This window comes from Oribacterium sp., from assembly GCF_057249185.1.
Window position 1 is genome coordinate 1 of the sequence record NZ_DBHIGR010000018.1, and the last position, 20432, is coordinate 20432.

The following is a 20432-nucleotide window of genomic DNA, read 5'->3' on the forward strand; positions in this document are numbered from 1 at the left end:
AAAGGGAAATTTCAAAATGGCTTTGTTGATTAGTTTGGCATAAGTTATAATTTGGGCATAGGCTGTTTAGGATTTGATTTCATTCAAAGTTCTCAGGGGAAGCTACTCACTATCGGATTTGCTCCGGATAGTCAGAAAGTAGCTTCCCTTGTACGGAGAAAATGTAGAGCAAAAAGAGGATTCTTTAGGAGGAGAAAATGAGAAAAGCGGTAAAGGGAAATGTCAGTTGGATAGGCTATATCGACTGGGAACTACAGCATTTTCATGGGGATGATTATTCCATCATCAATGGTTCCAGCCAGAATGCTTATCTCATTGAGGAAGAGAAGACAGTTTTGGTGGATACGGTTTGGACTCCCCACCGTTTTGACTTTGTGGAGAATCTGAAAAAGGAAATTGATTTAAAAAAGATTGATTTTATCGTGGCAAACCATGGGGAGTGTGACCATTCCGGCTCTCTTACCACCATTTTGGAAGAGATTCCGGATGTGCCTATTTATTGCACAGAAAATGCGGTAAAAAGCATCGAAGGACAGTATGGCAAGAGGGGCTGGAATTTCCATGTGGTGAAAACAGGGGATAGTTTGGAAATCGGAAATGGAAAGAAGCTCATTTTCCTGGAAATGAGAATGCTCCACTGGCCGGATTCCATGGCCACTTTTTTAACCGGGGATAATATCCTCTTCTCCATGGATGCCTTTGGACAACATTATGCGGTGGAGGAGCTCTTTAGCGATAAGGCAAATCAATGCGTTCTCATGAAGGAAGCTATGAAGTATTATGCCAATATTCTGACGCCCTTTGCTCCTATTTTGCGGAAAAAGCTGGAGGAGATTACGGCTTTGAATCTGCCTATCGAAATGATTGCCCCTTCCCACGGCGCCATCTGGCGGAAAAACCCCATGCAGATTATGGAAAAATATGCAGAGTGGGCACAGGATTATCAGGAAGATCAGGTAACGATTGCCTTTGATACCATGTGGGAGGGCACCACGAAGATTGCCTATAGTATTGCGGAAGAGATTCATCGGCAAAGTCCGGATACGGTGGTGAAGGTCTTTAATATTTCCAAGTCGGATAAAAATGAAGTAATGACGGAGGTCTTTAAGTCGAAAGCCCTTGCGGTAGGTTCTCCTACGGTGGCAAATTCTATCTTGTCCCCTGTTGCGGGCTGGCTGGAGTTTTTGAAGCAGCTTAAGTTTAAGAAGAAAAAGGCAGCGGCCTTCGGCTGTTATGGCTGGAGCGGAGAGTCAGTGAAGGTTTTGCAGGAGTCCTTAAAGGCTGCAGGCTTTCAAGTGATTCCTGAAAATATTCGGGCGGAATGGGTGGCCAAGGAAGAGGATTTTGCGGCGATTCCGGCATTGGTAAGTGCATTGCTGAAAGTGGAATAGTAGAATAGTAGGGGGAAGGATGGCTACATACTGTCGAAATATTGCAGAGCAAGAGGAATTTGAAAAGACGAAAGCAATACTTCATCTTATGTGTAAACTAAACGAAGGAAGGCGTTCCGGAGAAGAAGAGGGGTATTTATCTGCTGAGGATGTAAGAGCATATTTACGTAGTAAGCGTAAATGAAATACGATATGAAGTAGAGGGAGAGGAACTGACATCCTCTCCCTTGCTTTTTGCAAAAAACTTTCTATACTAGGAAGGGTGTTTTCTGCTATGGAAAATAGAGAAGAAGTCGGCGCAAAGCTTGAGAACAATAATAAATTTCGTAATAGCTATAAATGCTAAAGGAAAACGAAAGAAATAAATTCTAAAAAGAAAGGCTAATTAGAAGAAAAGCATGACAGACGCAATCCTACATCGTAAATCACATCGTATTTTCACTCCTGCCCCTCTGTCCGAGGAGGAAATGGCGGCGATTCAAAATAAAATTTCTGAGATCAATCTGGAAACAGGACTTACGATAGAGTTTGAAGAAGACGGCAGCAGAGCATTTCAGGATTTTCGGAAAAGCTACGGACTTTTCAAAAATGTTCGCAGTTTGATTCTCTTAAAGGGAAATGCGGGACTTGCCCATTTTCGGGAGAAAATCGGTTTCTATGGGGAAGAGCTGGTGCTGTTTGTGGAAGAGATGGGGATAGGAAGCTGCTGGGTTGGAGGAACCTTTGACCGGGAGAGCTTTTGTTATCCGGAGGATGAGCATATTCAAGCAGTCATCGTTCTTGGACATAGTGGAGAAGAGGGAATCGGTAGAAAGCTGATTGGCAGTTTGTTCCCTATGAAGAAAAAGCCTTGGCATGAGCGGATATCCGGGCAGGATGCTTATCCTCATTGGATTCAGGAGGGGATGGAGGCGGTAGCCTTAGCCCCCAGTGCTTTAAATAAGCAAAAGCCGAAGTTCTTTTATGAGCATGGGGAACTTCGGGCTTCGGTACCGGATAATTACGATATGGACATGGTGGATCTGGGGATTGCCAAGTATCATTTTCTGAAAGGGGTAGGAGAGGGAACTTTCCCCTTTGGAAATGGAGCAAAGTATCAAAAAGAAGAGAATTCTTGACATTCTTAATAGCTTAGGGCAAAATAGCATAACAAAGGAAAAACAGCTCCTGCTTTGCGGGAGTTTTTTCTTTGCTCGGTAGTATTAGGGTAAGAAAGCAAGATAGATCTGCATAAAGCAATCATAAAGCGATCAGAAAGCAACTATAAAACAGTGGTATAGAAAGCAAGTTAGTAAGAGGGGATATTTTAGAGTAAAGGAGTAGTAAGGATGCCATTACAAAGTATTGCATTGATTTTGTTTATTCTCATGTATGTGGTGATGATAGTAAAACAGGAATGGAGGCTATATGCCATATGGGCAGTGGCCCTCCTTTTTGTGGGATTAGGTATATTACAGAGAAATCCCCTCTACCTCCTGTCCGTCATTAACTGGAATGTGATTATGATGATCGGCGGAACCATGGTCATCGTGTATTACTTTATTGAATCCAAGATGCCCAATCGTCTGGCGGAGATTATATTGGATAAATGTTCCAATGTGATGTGGGTCATTATTTTGATGTCCTTATTTGCAGGATCGGTATCCGCCTTTATCGACAATGTGGCTACGGTTTTGATGATTGCTCCGGTGGGACTTGCCATTTGTAAGAAAATCAAAATCAGCCCGATTCCCATGCTATTATCTATTGCGGTATCCTCCAACTTACAAGGAGCGGCAACGCTGGTAGGGGATACCACTTCCATTATGTTGGGGGGCTATGCCAAGATGAACTTCATGGAGTTTTTCTTTATGAAGGGAAGACCCGGAATGTTCTTCTCTGTAGAACTGGGAGCTTTAGCTACGATACCTATTATGATGCTTTTATTTGGAAAATTCCGTCAGCCGGTGGAGGCTACGGAAAAAACCGAGGTAGAGGGATATTTTCCCAGTATTGCTTTAATCGGGGTGGTGGTTTCTCTGATTGTGGCCTCCTTCATTCCCAATACGCCCGGAATTATTAACGGCTTGATTTGTTGCGTTATCGCTGTCATCTGTATGGCGGTGGATTTTCATGTGAAGAAAATGCCGGAAAATCTCAAGAAGTCTTTGCTTTCTGTGGATAGAGAGACTCTTCTGATTTTGATGGGGCTTTTCCTTGTGATTCAGGGCATTACCGATGTGGGTTTAATAGACCTTGCGGCGGAGGGAATCGTAAAGCTGGGAGGAAACAATCTTTTCCTCTTGTACAGTATTATTGTTTGGGGTTCCGTAATCTTTTCTGCTTTTATTGACAATATTCCCTATGTGGCAACCATGCTTCCCATCATTACCGGCATTTGCCAGCTCTTACAGATTGAACCCTATCTTTTGTATTTTGGACTCTTGACCGGTGCAACTTTGGGAGGAAATATCACCCCCATCGGAGCCAGTGCCAATATCACAGCAGTAGGCATGCTAAAGCAGGAGGGCTACAAGGTAGGATTCGGCGAATTTATGAAAATCGGCATTCCCTTTACCCTGGCCGCGGCAGGAACCGGCTATCTCTTCGTTTGGTTTATTTGGAGATAATTTCGAACTTCTTCCTTCATCTCCGTCCACTTCTTTTCCATATCCTTCACCAGGGCAATCTGGGTTCTGGCACGATCCAGGTTATGTCCAGGTCTTTTCACATGGAAGTAGCTGTCCCCCTGCAAATAGTCGGTGAGGAAGCGCATGCCGCATTCTAAAGTCATTATCTTTGCGCCTTCCGGTAGGGAAAGAATCTCTTTCTCCCAAAGAGAGCTTCCGCAGGCCTCTAAAAAGCCCTTGGTATAGAGGGAAAAGAGGGGAAGAGACAGAGAAATTTTGCTCAAATCCTCTTCGTCCTCCGCTCCGGTGTTGGCACCAAAGCGGATAGCATCTCCAAAATCAAAGATGGAAAGCCCGGGCATGACAGTATCCAAGTCAATGATGCAAAGAGCCTTCTCCGTATTGGCATCAAAGAGTACATTGTTTAACTTGGTGTCGTTGTGGCTTACCCGTAGCGGCAATTCTCCCTTCTTTAAAAGCGCCAAAGCATAGGACAAGTCTTTCTCATGGGAGAGGAAAAACTGAATTTCCTCTTCACAATCTTTTTTTCTATCGAATTTATCCTCTTCTACAGCCTTCAGAAAATGCTGAAAACGCTGTGGGCTGTCATGGAAGTGGGGGATGGTCTCATGCAATTTTTCTGCAGGAAAGTCTGAAAGCAGCTTTTGAAAATGTCCAAAGGCATAGGCACTTTCATAAAAGTGTTCCGGTTTTTCTACAAGGTCAAAGGCCTTACAGTCGGTAATATAGAGATACATTCGGAAAAAATTCTTCTTCTCGTCTTCGTAATAGAGGCTTCCGTCCTTGGTTTTGATAATCTGCAAGCTTTCCCGTTCCGGATTCCCGCCCTGTTTCTTGATTTCTTCCGTCATAAAGCGGCAGACCAGGTCTACATTTTCCATTAACTCCCTGGGCTTTGTGAAGATTTCACTGTTGATTCGTTGCAGAATATAGTTTCTGCCGGCTTCCACCAAAAAGGTATCATTGATATGCCCCGAACCATAGGGAGTACAGGATTTTATCTCTCCCTCCAAAGCAAATCGGGAAAGGGCATTTTGCAATTCTTCGTTCGTTAATTTGTTTTTCATAGGGCTTCCTTTTCAAAAAATAGCATGAGGAAAAAACTGCAGCTTTGCACTGCAAGGATTTACGCTTTTTATCCCTTTACACCGCCTCCGGTTACTCCGGCAATGATTCGCTCGGAAAGGAAGAGGTAGAGTACAAAGGTAGGTAAGAAGACAATGATGACAGAGGCAAACATCCCTGCCCAGTCTCCGGTATATTTCATGGAGTTAATCATGGAGTAGAGTCCAACCGCCACAGAACGCACCTGGTCGGAGTTTCCGAAAATCAGGGAGATAAAGTACTCGTTCCAGACATTGATAAAGTTAAAAATGCTGACAGTGATAATGCCCGGTTGCGCCATAGGCAGCATAATCTGCCAAAAGCATTTTCCGGGAGGGCAACCGTCAATGGCAGCAGCCTCTTCAAAGGCTCTGGAAATATTGGCAAAAAATCCCATCAGGAAAATCGTGGTGTAAGGTACATTGATGCCTACATAGAGAAAAATCAGGGTAAGCTTGTTGGGAATCACATGATTTAAAATATCCAGTCCTGCCACCATGGCAAAGAGGGGCAGAACAATCATGACCACCGGTACACCCATGGAGGCCACAAAGGCATTTTGCATGAGCTGATTTCCCCTAAAGGAAAAGCGGGAGAGGGCATAGGCTGCCGGTGCACAGACCAAAACCAAAAGGAAAACGGAGCTCAGAGAATAAAAGAGGGAGTTAAAAAAGATGGTGGATACATCGGAATTGACCCAGGCCTTTTCATAATTCTCCCAGTGAAAACCGGAGGCAAGCAATTTATTGGCAAAGATTTCCTTGGTGGTGGAAAAGCTGGCCAAAACCACCCAGCCCAGCAAAATCACGGTGAAGAAAATCCAAATCAAAAGCAGCAGATAAGCAGGGGCTAAACGCAGCTCTTTCTGCCAGCGTATGGGTTCTCTATAAGTTTTTTCTTTGGAAAAGAATGACATACTGTTTCTCCTTCTTGTTTACGTTCCTATTCTATCTTTTATACAGACAAGCTTTACGGACTTTTGAAAAAATGATTTGGACATCCTGGATTTAGGAATAAGATTTTTTATAACGGAAAATACTTTAGAATCTTAGCGATAGTATTTTCAGCAAATCTAGAACTCCAAATCCTTGTCCCGGAAAAGGCGGTTACAAAGCTGGAAGATTAGGACTACGCAAAGGCTTAAGCAAACCCCTACTGCGGCTCCGATTCCCGCATTTCGCTCCGTAACACTGTTTCCCGCTCCGAAAATCTGCATATACATATAGACCATAGGAGTAATGGTCTGGGTGTCCGCCGTTACCGTGGAGAAAAGCTGGGACCAGACGAAGAAGCCTACGCTGCTGACAGACCACATGGTGATATTGGTATGGAACATTCCCTTTAAAAGAGGAAGGGTAATGTGTCGGAATTGCTGGAGTCTATTGGCGCCGTCTAAGGTGGCAGCTTCAAAGTAGTCTCCGCTGATTCTCTCGATACCGCTGGCAAAAATCAGCATATGATAGCCCACCATACCGAAGCAATAGGCAATCAAAAGAGCCATAAACTTATGGTCATTGCTGAGCCACTGGATTTTGGCCAGTTTATCCAGATGAAGCATGGTGAAAAAGCTCTTCAGTAAGCCGAATTTTGGACTGTAAACATACTGGAGCCACATGGTGGCTAAGGCTACCGCAGAAACAATATTGGGAAGATAAATCATGGCACGGAAAAAGCTTTTGCCACGAATGCCGGAGGTTATAATTACAGCAAAAAGAAGGGAAAGGCTGAGCACCAGGATTCCCCCCAAAGCCCAAATCCGGAAGAGATTTCCCATAGAAATCCGGAAAAGGGTGGTGCTTAATAGCTTTTGATAGTTTTCCAATCCCACAAATTGCCATTTTGAAAAGGTATCCGTTACCCCGTCGATCTTAAAGAAACTCATACACAAGGTTCTCAGGATGGGATAAAGAAACACCAAAAGAAAGAGAATTGCCGCAGGACTGACAAAGGCAAATAGTATAGCAGAATTCTTTTTCACTGTAGCCTCCTAAAAAATTGGCTGTGAAAAAAGAAGTTTTAGGGCATTTCCCTCCCCGGATTAGAGGAGGGCCCTGATTTCCTTTTTTCACAGCGTCAAATGTCGTTTTACTATTTCATTACTTCTGTAAATTCTTTACAAACTCTTCAGCAGTGATGCTGCCACCGCAAAGCTTTGTGAAGTTCTCCTTTAAGATCGGAGTCATATCCGCATTATCTTCTGCGGAAGCTGCCCATGGATAACGAGTCTTTAAGCTCTCCATAACAGGCTTTACAGAGGATAAAATCTCAGGCCATTCCTTATTGTCGCTGTCTGCAGGAATTCCCAAAGACATCTCGGAAAGCTTCTGGTCGTACTTACCCTTGGTGAAGTAGGTGATTAACTTGAATGCATCTTCAGCATGCTTGGAATTCTTGTTGATTGCCAATACCTGTGCTCCGAAGTTTGCCGCTTCAACGCCATCTACTCCATTTTCTACTGCAGGATAGCTAAAGCATCCCCACTGGAAGTTGTCGCCGGCAATGTCTTTCACTTCGTTTGGAAGCCAAGAACCGTTTAAGTAGATTGCGGCAGTTCCTGCAGCCAATTCCTGGTTCTGCCCTGCCGGCCAAACATTGGAAGCAATGCTCTCGGAGAAATAGCCCTTCTTAGCAAAGTCTTCATAAGCCTTAGCTACTGCAAGAACGGAAGGATCATCCCATTTTCCGTCCTTCACAATCTGAGAGGCCTTCTCATAGCCGTTGATTCTGGACAGGTGGTATCCGAAGCTGCTTAAGATATAAGCGTCATCACTGGTGATAGGCGCATAGCCCTTCTCCTTGATTAAAGCACAAGCCTTATCCAGCTCTTCCCAGGTCTTTGGTACTTCCTTAATGCCTGCTTCATCGAAGATTGCCTTATTGTAGAAGAAAGCAAATACATTTGGCTGGTAAGGAATAGACTTTAAAGTTCCTCCGCCGACTTCTCTACAAGCCGCGATAAGGCCGGCATTTGCGGTTTTCTCGTAGTCATTTGCCTTTGCCAATTCTTCTAAATCTAAAAGATAAGCAGACCAGGTCTTGTTTACACGGTCGATATCCTCATCGAAAAGGTCAATGTTGGTTCCGGCATCAAGTGCGGGCTGTAATCCCTCACGGATTCCGGTTCTTCCCTTAAACTGCACATCTACGGCAATGCCGGTATCCTTGGTGAAAGCGTCAATCGCTTCCTTTAAAGCCTGTCCCTGTGGCTCTGTAGCTTCCCACATGGACCAGTATACTAATCCGTCTCCACTCTGTGCGGAAGCATCAGCCTTTGCAGCTTCACTACCTGCATCAGCCTTGCTTTCGCCCTTTTCATCTTTTGCACTTTCCTTTGCTTGGCTGCCGCCGCATGCTGTAAGCGCAAGGGCTAAGGATGCCATTACGGCGATGGGATACAATAATTTTCTTTTCATTTTTTCCTCCGTTTTCCGGAAAAATCCCTTGCTTACTATAGGGGATTTCCTCTTTTTGTTCTGCTTCTTCTTATTTTTTATGAATTATATAGAAGAAACAAAAACATCTGTTATTTTCTTCTAAGTATAGGGAGAATTTCCTAAATAATCTTTATACGATTGTGTAAAGCATTTGTCCTTTTGGCTGCGTGCTGTCCCGGCTTATCATGTTATGTACTTTTCTGCTTTATTTTTTGTTATTCTTTTACGTATATAGTTTACAGTTTTTCTGCCCTATGCCACTGCATTTCCCCGGCTTCCAAATGGATTTCCTGTAGCCTTCCCTTTCCGTCATAATAGCCGGTATCTTGAGGCTCTTGACTATTGTTTAAAACTGCAAGCAGTCCCTTTTCCGGATAGGCATGAACTTCACAGCTCGGGTTTGTGGCCTGGTAGAGAGCGTATTCATTTTCCTTACCGCAGCTATATAAAAGAGCCCGTAAAAGAAGTCTGGTATTTTTCGGAGAGTAGGGAAGTCCTGCCATATAGATGCCTCGTCCCTTTCCGAAAGTATGGGCAGAAAGGTGTACAGAACCGTCGCTATATTCCAAAATCTCTGTATCCTTGTCCGTTGCGTAAATGTTTTTCTTACTTTCCCCAAAGGAAAGCTCTTCCTTGGAGAAGTCTTCCAATAGGAAGTGAGCGGTTTTTTCGGTTTTAAAATACTTGTCTGTAGATAAGCTGAAGCCCAGTTCCTTCTCTACACCGAGGACATCGGAAAGCTGGAAGAAGCTGCCTTGATACTGCGTAGCACAGGGTTCTCCCACACCGATAAAGCCGCAACCCTCATAGACGAATTGCCGAATCATGGTGCAAAGCCTTTCATTTTGCCAGATTTCTCCACCGGACCAGGAGGTACCTGCATCGCCTGCGTTCAGGATGACATCAATGTCTTTTGGGATACCATTTTCCAAAAGATCGGTAAAGGAGAGGAATTCCACCTCCACCGCCATACCGGACAGGGCTTCCAATATACCGAAATAGCTGTAAATCTGCTGATAATACAGGGCGTGCGCCACCATATAAGCCTGCCAGGAGCGAATTTTTCCCCAGGCATTCAGGATGGCCACCTTACATTTGTTGTAGGCCTTCTGCCCCTTTACTTCCTGATGAATTTCTCTAAATTCCTCCGCCACCTTTTCCATGCTGTCCAAAAAGGCGGGGAATTTGTAGGCCAGGCTTAAATATCCGCCGTAACCGATGCGGTCAATGGGACTTCTGAAAATGGCTCTTCTTGCGCTGATCCAGTTTTCTATTGCTTCCTTTTCAGGATGCATACCGGGGGAGAAGCTGTCCGGGAAGAAGTAGGGAAGGAAGCGCCCTTCGGTATAACGGACTCCGGGAATGTCGGAAATCAGACGAAGCGTAGCACCTCCTCCCACACTTCCCACCACACTGTCTAAGCCGATGGAGGAAAAATATTTTCCATAGGGCTCTGTACCGATCCAGTTATCTCCCAGGAACATCATGGCTTCTCTACCTTCTTTATGGCAAAGCTCCACCAGCTCCTTGGCTTCCTTTGCAACAAAGCGTTGAATAAAATCCATGTAATCCAGATAAGCCTTGCCGGGAATGCGGAAGGTACTGTTGAAATATCCCTCGTCCACCAAATCCTCCGGCCGAAGAGCATAGCCGTACTCCTTTTCAAAGGCCTCTAAAGCATCTGTGGAAACGGTGTTTCCATAGCCAAACCAGTCCACATATTTTTCCTTTTCTTCATGATTGAAGAGAAGGGTAAAATGGTAGAAAAATGTGGTGAAGCGCACCACATCCGTATCCGGATGCTCTGCCAGCCACTGGCTGAGACAGGATTTAGCGAAGGTCTTACTGTGGGGCTTCCGAATGTCAAAAGGGATGTCTCCGGGCTTATCTCCCCATTGGTTGGTAATGTGGTTATAAAGTTCTGTGGGGTCCCAAAGGGCATAGGCCAAAAAGCTCAGGGTATAACGATGGAAGGGAAGAGCATTTTCCAGAATCAGGAGATACTGATTTCCCTCCTCCGTCTTTTCCGTTTTTAAACTCCAAAGGGAGGGCTCTACCACTTCCCCTGTACTACGGTCTATAAGCTCCCACCATTTTTTCGGATCATGGTCAAAGTCCGGACTTACCTGCTTTGGAAAGAAGCCTTCCATATAGGGGATTTCCAAGTGGGAGGAATAGGCGGTTAGAGGCTTTGACATCAGGTAAAATTGCTGACACTCCTCCGGATGCTTTTTGGCAAATTCATTGTGCCCTCTGGCTACAAAATAGGTGCTGTAAATTTTAACCGGCAGGGTTTTGCTTTTTGGATCCAAATGGGTGCCGTCACTGTCTCTGATGGCATCCGCTCCCAAACGCTCCACCAGCTCCTTGGTTTCTTCAAAAAAATTCTCTTCTCCGGGAAGAGTTAATTGTCCTGTTCTTTTTCCCATAATGCTGCTCCTCTGTATATTTTCTAAATCTATCCCGTATTTTAGTGCAAAAAGCATAAAAAATGGGAATATATATTTGCATGATTGGCGATTTAATTGGTATAATCGAATAGTATGGCGATGGTAGACGGCATTAGGGGGGAAGGCAAGTTTGGGGAGGTAAGAATGGATTACGAAAGCGTGTATCTACAGGATTCTATAGAGATTCAAGAACTGGTTTCTCTTCATTATTTTCAATACCATAAAGACTTTGCTTTTCCCGGAGAGGCGCACCCTTTTTGGGAGTTTGTTTGCGTGGATTCCGGAGAAATCATCGCTATTGCCGGGGAAAAGGAGATTCCGCTCAAAAAAGGAGAGATTTTATTCCATGAGCCCAATGAGTTTCATAATGTCTTAACCAATGGAAAGAGTGCCCCAAGCCTTGTGGTCATCAGCTTTTACTGTCACAGTCCTGCCCTTTGGCATTTTCGCAGAAAATGTCTTTCGGTTACGGAGCAGGAAAAGCGGATTTTATCGAAAATCATTCAGGAAGGCAGCAATGTTTTCAGCGGAAGAATGGATCAGCCGTACCAGAAGAAGTTACTTTTTTCTTCTGAGCAGAACTTCGGCGGGCAACAGTTGATTCGGCAGTATTTGGCGGAGTTTTTGATTTCCCTGTACAGAAGATATTTTTCTTTGCCCTTGCCGGGGAGAAGTACGGAGTATTTTGTGGAAAAGGGAAATCGAAAACGGGAGCTTTATAACAGTGTGGTGGAGTATCTGGAAAGAAGACTGCAGGATAAGCTGACGATTGAAGAGATTTGCAGAGATATGCTTTTGGGACGCTCCCATTTGCAAAAGCTCTTTCAGGAGGTGGGAAACATGGGGGTGATGGAGCTCTTCCATAAAATGAAAGTGGATACCGCAAAGCGGATGATTCGAGAGGGACAGCTAAACTTTACCCAGATTGCTGACCAGCTGGGCTATTCCTCCATTCATTATTTTTCCCGACAGTTTAAAAAGGAATGTGATATGTCTCCCTCGGAATATGCCCAGTCTATCAGGTCTTTGGCGGAGGAAGCATAAGAGGCAGACAGATAAAGGTATACAGAAGAGAGATATCAGCTTCAGGAGAGCCGATAGGCTCTCTTTTTCAATGAGGGAAATCATACAAATACATATTTAAATTTCCTATAATTATGGCGAATTATAAGTTTTCAGAATTTGTCATGCTATACATTTTCGTTTATCCTATGAAAAGAAAAATATTCTTTTTGCCGCGAATTTTAAGGCTTGTATAGAGGAAAGTGGATAGCGCAATGTTTGATGTTTCTTATTTTTTTTCTGTAATTCCGAAGATTTTTATGAAGGTTCCCGTAACCCTGGAAATCGCTTTAATCGCAACATTTTTCTCCCTGATTTTAGGCATCTTGATTGCCGTTATTTCTTATTATCAGGTTCCGATTTTAAATCCCTTATGTAAATTTTTGGTTTCCTTTATGCGGGGAACCCCCATTGTTGCCCAGCTGTATTTCTTTTACTTCGGCTTGGCGGTTTACAGTGTCTTGGTAAGAGATATGACACCGATTTCCGCTGTGGCCTTCGTGCTGAGTGTCAATGTTGGAGCATTTATGTCAGAAAGCATCCGAGGAGCCCTGATGTCTGTAGAAGAAGGACAGAAAGAAGCGGCTCTGTCTTTAGGGATGACTCACTTTCAGGTGGTATACCGCATTGTCTTGCCTCAGGCAATTCGTGTGGCTATACCACCCCTCTTTAATGACTTTATCAATCTGATCAAATCCAGTTCCCTGGCCTTTATGCTGGGGGTTCCAGATATTATGGGGGCAGCCAGAACGGAGGGCTCTCAGAGCTACCGATACTTTGAAGTCTACGGGGCGGTAATGCTGGTGTACTGGGTTGTAATCAGTTTCTTTGATTTTTTCCGGAAGATAGTGGAAAAGCGACTGAAGGAAGCTTACTAGAAAATCAAAGAAAACTTGGCTATCGCCTAAAAGGCGAAACTATTGTATAGGGAGGAAGAAAAATGAAGAAAAAGAATTTATGGATTGTCTTGGCTTTGGCTGCATTGGCACTGAATGCCTGCGGAGGAGCGAAGACCGCAACAACTGCGGCAGGAACAGAGAAGGCAAGTGAGAAGGCTACGGAGGCGGCTTCCGAGAAAGCCGGGGAGAAGACGGGAGAAAGTGAGAAAGCTACAGAGAAGGCAGGCAGTGACAGTGCCAAGGTGGAAATCACCAAGGGAAGAACCGTCCATGTGGCGACCAGCGGTGGAGGAGAGCCCTACAGCTTAATTGACGATAAGGGCAACTGGACCGGTATTGATGCGGAAATCTGGAAAGAAATTGGTAACAGAACCGGTTGGACCATTGACGTCATGCAGGCTACCGGCTCCGGAGCAACCTTCGGACAGGTGGATGCGAAGAGAGCGGATGTGGCTGCAAACTGCTATGCGGTAAATGCTGACAGAGTGCAGAAGTATTTGGTTTCCGTACCTTACTACGGAGATGCACAGTGCGTAGTGGTTAAGGAAGACAGTGCCATTAAGACCTTTGATGATTTGAAGGATAAGAAGGTTGGCGTATTAAACGGACAGGCAGCTCAGCAGACCATTGAAAGAATGGGACAGGAAAAGGGCTTTACCGTAACTCTGTATGAAGGAGAGAATGGCTCCGCAGGTTATCAGGATGTTCTTTTAGGCAGACTGGATGCCTTCGCTTCTACGGACTCCGCAGTCTATAAGTGGGAAAATGCCAGCAACAATAAGCTTCGTTTCTTGGATGAGCGTCTTTATGCCAACGATGTTGCTTACTACTTTGCCAAGACTGATGAGGGCAAGGCTTTAAGAAATGAGGTAAATGTGGTTCTTTCCGAGATGCTGGAGGATGGAACCGTGGCGAAGATTGTAGAGAAATATATGTATTCCGACATGACAAAGAATATCATTCCTTACAGCGAGCTTGGATTTACTGTGGAGTAAGCAATAAGTAAAAGAGCAAGGTATCAAAAGAGCAAAGTATCAAAAGAGCAAAGTAATAAAAGAGTTAAAGCAGAATAGCATGCAACAAGCAGTTTGTAGAGCCTATAGAGCATATGTATAGCAGTAGGGAGGACAATCCGTGGAGAAAGAAGTACTTATAGAAATCGAACATTTGTCCAAAAGCTTTCCGGGAGGCACAGAGGTTTTAAAGGATATTTCCTTAGAGATTCATAAAGGGGATATTGTAGCCATCATTGGTCCCTCAGGAACGGGAAAGTCCACCCTGCTTCGTTGCTTAAATTACCTTACAGTACCAAGCGAAGGAAAGATTCGCATCGGAGAATGTACGGTGGATGCAAAGTCCCATACAAAGGAAGAGGTATACGCTTTACGGCGGAAATCTTCCATGGTTTTTCAGCAGTTCAACCTTTTCAAGAATAAAACTGCCTTGGAAAATGTTATGGAAGCCTTAACGAAGGTGCAAAAGATGCCCAAAGCTGAGGCGGAAGAAATTTCCAAGCGACTTTTAGAGCAAGTAGGGATGGGGGATAGAATGGACTTCTATCCGTCCAAGCTGTCCGGGGGACAGCAGCAAAGAGTAGGAATTGCCAGGGCATTGGCGGTGAATCCGGAGGTGATTTTATTTGACGAACCCACCTCCGCCTTGGATCCTGAGTGGGTAAAAGAAGTTTTAGCCACCATACAGGAAGTAGCGAAGGAAGGGCGTACCATGATTATCGTCACCCATGAAATTTCCTTTGCCAGACAGGTGGCCAACCGGATTTTATTTATGGAAGAAGGAAAGATTCAGGTGGATGCCCCGCCGGAGGAGTTTTTTTCCGATACCAAACAGGAAAGGTTACAACAGTTTCTCTCCTTTGTCAGGAGGGAAGAGGAGCTGTAGCACAATATATTTTACTTGCGTCTATTTGGAAAGGAGCTAAACATGCAACTTGTACAGGAATTACCGGAGATTTTTGAGAGCTTTGCGGAGCAGAGAAAGAAGTCCTTCTTAATGGTAAAGGAATGGAAGGATCAGGGAAAGCCAATTGTGGGATCCTATTGTACTTATTTTCCGAAGGAAATCGCCATGGCGGCAGGAGCAGCCAGTGTGTCTCTTTGCTCCACTTCCGATGAAACCATTGCAGAGGCGGAGAAGGATCTTCCCAAGAATCTTTGTCCTTTGATTAAGTCCAGTTACGGATTTGCAAAAACCGATAAGTGTCCCTTCTTTTATTTTTCCGATGTGGTTGTGGGAGAAAGTACCTGTGACGGAAAGAAGAAAATGTATGAACTGATGAGTGAGTTCAAGGATGTTTTCTTCCTTCGCCTGCCCCATGAGCAGACAGAGGCGGCGGTTCAGCTTTATCGTAACGAGATTATCCGCTTAAAGGATTATCTTTCCGAGAAGTTCCAGGTGGAAATTACCGATGAGATGGTAAGAGAAGCTACCAGAGTCAATAACCGGGCAAATCAGGCATTAAAGGATTTCTACGGCTTAATGAAGTATGACCCCACACCGATTTCCGGCTATGATGTATTCAAGGTGCTTTACGGCTCCACCTTTAAGTTTGACAGAGCGGCATTGGCTGAGGAAGTGATTGCCCTGAAGCAGAAGACCGAAGAGGAATATAAGGCAGGAAAGCATTTTGAGAAGCGCCCACGTATCTTAATTACCGGCTGTCCTATTGGAGGAGCAACAGAGAAGGTGATTCGTGCCGTTGAGGAAAATGGCGGTGTGGTTGTAGGCTATGAGAATTGCACAGGAGAAAAAGCTATCGGCATTCAGGTGGATGAAAATGCTGAAGATATCTATGAGGCAATTTCCAGAAGATACTTGGCAATCGGCTGTTCTGTTATGACACCAAACCACAATCGTTTTAAGAGCCTGGATGAGATGATTACGGAATATCATGCTGATGGCGTTTTGGATATGACCTTGCAGGCCTGCCATACCTATGCTATTGAGACCAACAAGATTCGTCGCTTTGTAAATGAAGAAAAGGGTATTCCTTACTTGAATGTAGAAACTGACTACTCTCAGTCTGATGTGGGACAGTTAAATACCCGTGTGGCAGCATTTATCGAGATGCTGTAATTCCTTTTTGGATTTAGTATAGGAAAGGGAAGATGGAGAGAAAATATTTAGGAATTGATATAGGCTCCACAGCGGGAAAGGCGGTGGTTTTAGACGGAAAAGGGGAGATTCTTCAAGCCTTTTCCGTGCCCACCGGCTGGAGTAGCTTTGAAGCCTTAAAGTCCATTGGAGAACGATTGGAAGAGCCAATGGATGAAGAGCACTATGCCTGTATCGCCACAGGCTACGGCAGAAATGCAGTGGCTTTTGCAGGAAAAACCATGACGGAAATCACTTGCCATGCCAAAGGGGCCATGGCTCTTTTTGGTAATGAAGCCATGAATGTGATTGATGTGGGCGGTCAGGATACCAAGGTAATTACCTGTAAGGGAAGAACCGTGGAAGAGTTTTTTATGAATGACAAATGCTCTGCGGGAACAGGGAAGTTTTTGGAGGTTATGGCAAACCGCTTAAACATTTCCATGGAGGAATTGAATTCCCTTGCCAAGGAGCATACCGAAGAAGTAAAAATCAGCTCTATGTGTACGGTTTTTGCGGAATCCGAGGTAATTTCCTTAGTGGGACAGGGAATTGAACGAGCCAACATTGCTTACGGCATCCTGCAATCCGTTGCAGGAAAGGTTGTGCAAATGTTGGGAAGACTCAGAGACCAAAGCCCGGAGGTCTATCTGACCGGAGGGCTCTGTGAAGCGGCCTATTTTCAGGAAATTTTATCGGAGAAAATCGGAAAGCCCATTCATTCCCATAAAAATGCCCGCTACGCTGGAGCCCTTGGAGCTGCGGTTTTAGCCAAGGAACAGGTGGAAAAGGGGAGAATGTAAGTCCGGATAATTTGCCGGGTTAGCAATACAAGAAGTGCAGTATGAAATTGCTTGGGATATTGGCATTCAAGCCTATGGCAGAGAAATGGATCAAAGAGGCAAATCATGTACAATTTTGATGAAATCATTGACAGACGGCATACCAATGCTCTGAATACGGACGGCTTTCGCCAGTATATTTTCCATGATGATGGAAGTATGAGCTTTCCCTATAAGGATGAGGAATTTATCCGTATGTGGGTGGCGGATATGGAATTTGCTACGCCGGATGTGGTTATCGAAGGAATAGAAGAACGGCTGAAAAGAAGGATTTTCGGCTATACCAGAGTTTTTGAACCGGACTACTATGAAGCCTTCCTTTCCTGGTGTCAAAGAAGATACGGATTCAGCTTTCCAAGGGAAGATCTGGTGATGTCCAACGGCATTATTCCGGCTTTATATGAGCTGGTAGAGCACATTTGTAAAGAGGGAGAGAAGGTACTCTTTTTTACCCCCTCCTATGCTTTTTTTCAATATGCGGCAAAGGCAAGCGGAAGAGAAGTGCTTTGTTCGGATTTAATCAATGAAAATGGAATTTACCGCATAGATTATGAAGACTTTGCAAAGAAAGCCAAGGAGGCGAAGCTTTTTATTTTCTGTAATCCCCATAACCCTACAGGTCGGGTATGGAGAGAAGAGGAATTGGAGAAGCTGGCTAAAATCATTCAAGAAAATGATTTGTATGTGATTTCCGATGAGATTCACTGCGATTTGCTTCGGAAAAATCAAAAACATATCCCCTTGGGAAAGATCATGCCGGAATATAAGAAATTGGTGACCTGCATGGCGCCCAGCAAGACTTTTAATATGGCAGGACTCATGATTTCCAATATTTTGATTCGGGAAGAAAGACTGAGAATGCTTTGGAACAATAAGCATTATAATTTTGACAATCCTCTGAGTATTGCCGCAGCCCAGGCAGCCTATGAAAAGGGAGAGCCCTGGCTAAGAGAATTACAGGAATACCTGGATGACAACTTTGCCTTTACGAAGTCCTATCTGGAAGAGCATTTAGAGAAGGCGAAAATGCAGATTTCAGAAGCGACTTATTTGGCTTGGGTAGACCTAAGCGCCTACTTTTCGAAGGAGGAAGAGCTTCCCCGCTTCTTTGCGTATGAAGCCGGCGTTCTTTTAGAGGGAGGCAATATGTTTGTCCAACATTCCGATGGATTTATTCGCCTGAATTTAGCCTGCCCCAGAAGTATCGTGGAGGAAGGACTAAAGAGGATTTGCGAAGCGGTAAAGAAGAAAAAGGGCTAAAAAAATTATAATCGTAAATATTTGTTATGCAGTATAGGTCTGAAAAAGGGGTAGTCTGAGCCCGACGGTACTTGCGAAAAACAAGAAAAGCGCAGTTTTTCGCTTAGTATCCGCTTCGAGGCGAGGCTAGCGAGAGCGTGCCCCACTTCAGACCTATACTGCATAACGAAGCTATTTGATTTTTTAGCCCTTTTTCAAGTTAAGATTCTAAAGCCGCGATAGCCTCATCCATATCCAAGAACTTTCTTCCATCCGGAAGAATCATGCAGGGAATGCCCAGTCTGCCATTTTCCGGATAATCAGACTGAAGAGCCTGCTTCCGAATCTCTGCGTAGCAGTCCTCCTGCTCCCGTAACATCAGATAATATTTCAGAGAGGGGAAGTCCTCCAGAATATTAACAAAATCCACTTCTACGTTTTTTTTCTTCATTTCTTCCAGAATTTCTCTGCATCCCGGACAAAGATGGCTGCCAACGATTTGAACCTTCATAGTTTCCTCCTTTTTAACGATTTTATTTTTCCTTATCACTATACGAAAATGTAGCATAGAGTCAAGGGGAAATCCCATTTGACAGGGGGAGGCTTTTTGCTTTATAGTTCCCTTTGCGAGTGCATATTCTAAGGAGGGAAAATCCTTTAGAAGTGTATGCTATTTAAAGAATCCCATTTTTAGAAAATTCCATTACAAGGAGTAAAGGATGTTTGAAAATTTAGAAGAAGTAAAAAAGCATTACGAAGAAATTATGCATAATCTGACGATTCCGGAGGTGGTTTCCGACATTAGTCAGTATAAAAAGTTGATTTTAGAGCAGACCAGTCTGGAGCCGATTTACAAGGCTTATTTGGCTTTCCGAAAGGCGGAGCAAAGTGAAGAGGAGGCTCTTTCCCTTTTGGACAATGAAAAGGATAAGGAAATTCTGGAGATGGCCAAGGAAGAGTTGCAACAGGCCAAGGAAGACCAGGAGAGACTTACCAAGGAGATTCAGCTTCTCCTCTTACCTAAGGATGAAAATGACGACAAGAACATCGTAATGGAAATCCGCGGTGGAGCGGGAGGAGAGGAAGCGGCCTTATTTGCCGGCTCTCTTTATAGAATGTACACCAGCTATGCGGAAAAAAGAGGTTGGAAGACGGAGTTGGTTTCCTTTAATGAAACGGGCCTTGGGGGCTTAAAGGAAGTGGTCTTTATCGTAGACGGTCACGGCGCTTACTCCCGCCTAAAGTATGAGTCCGGGGTACACAGAGTACAGCGTGTACCGGAGACGGAAAGTGGGGGAAGAATCCATACCTCCACCGCAACGGTGGCGGTTATGCCGGAGGTAGAGGATGTGCAGGTGGAGATTAACCCTGCAGATGTGCGCATGGAAGTTTTCCGTTCCTCCGGAGCCGGTGGACAGCATATCAATAAGACTTCTTCTGCGGTTCGACTGATTCATGAGCCTACCGGTCTTGTGGCAGAGTGTCAGGAGGAGCGTTCTCAGGTACAAAACAGAGAGAAGGCTATGCGACTTCTGAGAGCAAGACTTTATGAAATCGAGTTGGAAAAGCAGCAGTCGGAAAATGCGGCGGAGAAGCGTTCTCAGTTAGGAACGGGAGACCGCTCCGAGAAGATTCGTACCTACAACTTCCCTCAGGGAAGAGTAACGGATCATAGAATCAAGCTTACTCTTTACAATATTGATGCGGTGCTTTCCGGAGATCTGGATCTCTTAATTGACCCGTTGATTACTGAAGATCAGGCTGAGAAACTGGCACGTTTGGAAGAGAAGAATTAAGGAAAATGCCTCCTTTTCTTAATGGGGAAAAGGGGGGATTTTTGTATAATAAAATAGTTTCTTTGGAATAATGAACCGTGCTGATGAAAGTATAGAAGGGGTAAGGAATGGAAGAACAAAGAGAAAGACAGAGCAGAAAAAGGGGAAAGAGTGGGGGAAAGAGTCTCCTTCCTTTTTTTCTGATCTTTTTTTGCTTCATTTTGCTTTTTGCGGGGGCAGGTCTTTTTTACTATGTGAAGAAGTATATGCCCACTAAGGCCAGAGCGGATTTAAACAGCTATTTTTCTGTATCAGGAGACAATGTGGCGCTGTATTTAAACCATGAAAAGCAGGTGGAAGATTCCGTACTGACTCTGGGAAGAATGCAGGATGGAGAGGTCTATCTCCCCTATGGCTTTGTGGTAAAGCAGTTAAATATTCGTTTTTATTATGACGATGATGAGAAAACCCTCCGCTATGCCCTGCCGGATTCTG

The 20432-nt window shown here is 44.4% G+C and carries 18 protein-coding genes and 1 pseudogene; 13 read left to right on the forward strand and 6 right to left on the reverse strand.

Annotated features, from left to right (window positions below; all coding sequences use genetic code 11):
- The first annotated feature begins 197 nt into the window (after nt 1-197).
- The 4 genes from ACO4PX_RS02080 to ACO4PX_RS02095 all read left to right on the forward strand — a co-directional run bounded on the left by ACO4PX_RS02080 (nt 198) and on the right by ACO4PX_RS02095 (nt 4000).
- The gene (locus ACO4PX_RS02080) at nt 198-1391 is read left to right on the forward strand and encodes an oxygen-binding di-iron domain-containing protein (protein ID WP_485571178.1); all 1194 of its coding nucleotides are present in this window, start codon (nt 198-200) and stop codon (nt 1389-1391) included.
- A gap of 19 nt (nt 1392-1410) precedes the next feature.
- The gene (locus tag ACO4PX_RS02085) at nt 1411-1575 is read left to right on the forward strand and encodes a hypothetical protein (protein ID WP_485571180.1); all 165 of its coding nucleotides are present in this window, start codon (nt 1411-1413) and stop codon (nt 1573-1575) included.
- 214 nt (nt 1576-1789) lie between these two features.
- Entirely contained in the window at nt 1790-2509 is a 720-nt protein-coding gene (locus ACO4PX_RS02090) for a nitroreductase family protein (protein WP_485571182.1), read from the forward strand.
- Between the two features lie 210 nt (nt 2510-2719).
- Nucleotides 2720-4000 carry an ArsB/NhaD family transporter gene (locus tag ACO4PX_RS02095; RefSeq protein WP_485571184.1) on the forward strand — a complete coding sequence of 427 codons (1281 nt, stop codon included), beginning with the start codon at nt 2720-2722 and terminating at the stop codon, nt 3998-4000.
- On the opposite strand, the gene ACO4PX_RS02100 is transcribed toward ACO4PX_RS02095, so the two are convergent.
- The 5 genes from ACO4PX_RS02100 to gnpA form a co-directional block, all read right to left on the reverse strand.
- A complete protein-coding gene (locus ACO4PX_RS02100) occupies nt 3970-5088 on the reverse strand; it encodes a phosphotransferase enzyme family protein (RefSeq protein WP_485571186.1) in 1119 nt (372 codons plus the stop codon). The genes ACO4PX_RS02095 and ACO4PX_RS02100 overlap by 31 nt on opposite strands.
- 68 nt (nt 5089-5156) lie before the next feature.
- Nucleotides 5157-6041 carry a carbohydrate ABC transporter permease gene (locus ACO4PX_RS02105; RefSeq protein ID WP_315369319.1) on the reverse strand — a complete coding sequence of 295 codons (885 nt, stop codon included), beginning with the start codon at nt 6039-6041 and terminating at the stop codon, nt 5157-5159.
- 156 nt (nt 6042-6197) lie between these two features.
- Nucleotides 6198-7103 carry a carbohydrate ABC transporter permease gene (locus tag ACO4PX_RS02110; protein WP_314832895.1) on the reverse strand — a complete coding sequence of 302 codons (906 nt, stop codon included), beginning with the start codon at nt 7101-7103 and terminating at the stop codon, nt 6198-6200.
- A 118-nt stretch (nt 7104-7221) separates the two neighbouring features.
- Nucleotides 7222-8538 (reverse strand): ABC transporter substrate-binding protein, encoded by a 1317-nt coding sequence (locus ACO4PX_RS02115; protein WP_315369320.1) that lies wholly within the window; start codon nt 8536-8538, stop codon nt 7222-7224.
- 257 nt (nt 8539-8795) lie between these two features.
- The gene (gene gnpA, locus ACO4PX_RS02120) at nt 8796-10988 is read right to left on the reverse strand and encodes a 1,3-beta-galactosyl-N-acetylhexosamine phosphorylase (RefSeq protein ID WP_485571188.1); all 2193 of its coding nucleotides are present in this window, start codon (nt 10986-10988) and stop codon (nt 8796-8798) included.
- 165 nt (nt 10989-11153) lie between these two features.
- Between gnpA and ACO4PX_RS02125 the strand changes: the two genes are divergently transcribed.
- The 7 genes from ACO4PX_RS02125 (at nt 11154) to ACO4PX_RS02155 (ending at nt 18183) form a co-directional block, all read left to right on the forward strand.
- The gene (locus tag ACO4PX_RS02125; protein WP_485571190.1) at nt 11154-12053 is read left to right on the forward strand and encodes a helix-turn-helix domain-containing protein; all 900 of its coding nucleotides are present in this window, start codon (nt 11154-11156) and stop codon (nt 12051-12053) included.
- A 221-nt stretch (nt 12054-12274) separates the two neighbouring features.
- Nucleotides 12275-12949 (forward strand): amino acid ABC transporter permease, encoded by a 675-nt coding sequence (locus ACO4PX_RS02130; protein ID WP_331612379.1) that lies wholly within the window; start codon nt 12275-12277, stop codon nt 12947-12949.
- Nucleotides 12950-13011: 62 nt separating this feature from the next.
- Complete coding sequence (locus ACO4PX_RS02135; RefSeq protein ID WP_315000362.1) at nt 13012-13965, forward strand: transporter substrate-binding domain-containing protein; 954 nt, start codon at nt 13012-13014, stop codon at nt 13963-13965.
- Between the two features lie 139 nt (nt 13966-14104).
- Entirely contained in the window at nt 14105-14869 is a 765-nt protein-coding gene (locus ACO4PX_RS02140) for an amino acid ABC transporter ATP-binding protein (RefSeq protein WP_485554771.1), read from the forward strand.
- Between the two features lie 42 nt (nt 14870-14911).
- Nucleotides 14912-16063 carry a double-cubane-cluster-containing anaerobic reductase gene (locus tag ACO4PX_RS02145; RefSeq protein ID WP_315000360.1) on the forward strand — a complete coding sequence of 384 codons (1152 nt, stop codon included), beginning with the start codon at nt 14912-14914 and terminating at the stop codon, nt 16061-16063.
- A 32-nt stretch (nt 16064-16095) separates the two neighbouring features.
- A complete protein-coding gene (locus ACO4PX_RS02150) occupies nt 16096-16884 on the forward strand; it encodes an acyl-CoA dehydratase activase (protein ID WP_314832900.1) in 789 nt (262 codons plus the stop codon).
- A gap of 105 nt (nt 16885-16989) precedes the next feature.
- The gene (locus ACO4PX_RS02155) at nt 16990-18183 is read left to right on the forward strand and encodes a MalY/PatB family protein (protein WP_485571192.1); all 1194 of its coding nucleotides are present in this window, start codon (nt 16990-16992) and stop codon (nt 18181-18183) included.
- A gap of 199 nt (nt 18184-18382) precedes the next feature.
- Here ACO4PX_RS02155 and ACO4PX_RS02160 read toward each other — a convergent pair whose 3' ends face one another.
- The gene (locus tag ACO4PX_RS02160) at nt 18383-18673 is read right to left on the reverse strand and encodes a glutaredoxin (protein WP_485535798.1); all 291 of its coding nucleotides are present in this window, start codon (nt 18671-18673) and stop codon (nt 18383-18385) included.
- Nucleotides 18674-18881: 208 nt separating this feature from the next.
- On the opposite strand from ACO4PX_RS02160, the gene prfA reads away from it, so the two are divergent.
- Nucleotides 18882-19958, forward strand: a complete 1077-nt coding sequence (prfA, locus tag ACO4PX_RS02165) for a peptide chain release factor 1 (protein ID WP_007157084.1) — start codon at nt 18882-18884, stop codon at nt 19956-19958.
- A gap of 107 nt (nt 19959-20065) precedes the next feature.
- Nucleotides 20066-20432 (forward strand): annotated as a pseudogene (locus ACO4PX_RS02170) (glycosyl hydrolase family 18 protein); the annotation flags it as partial.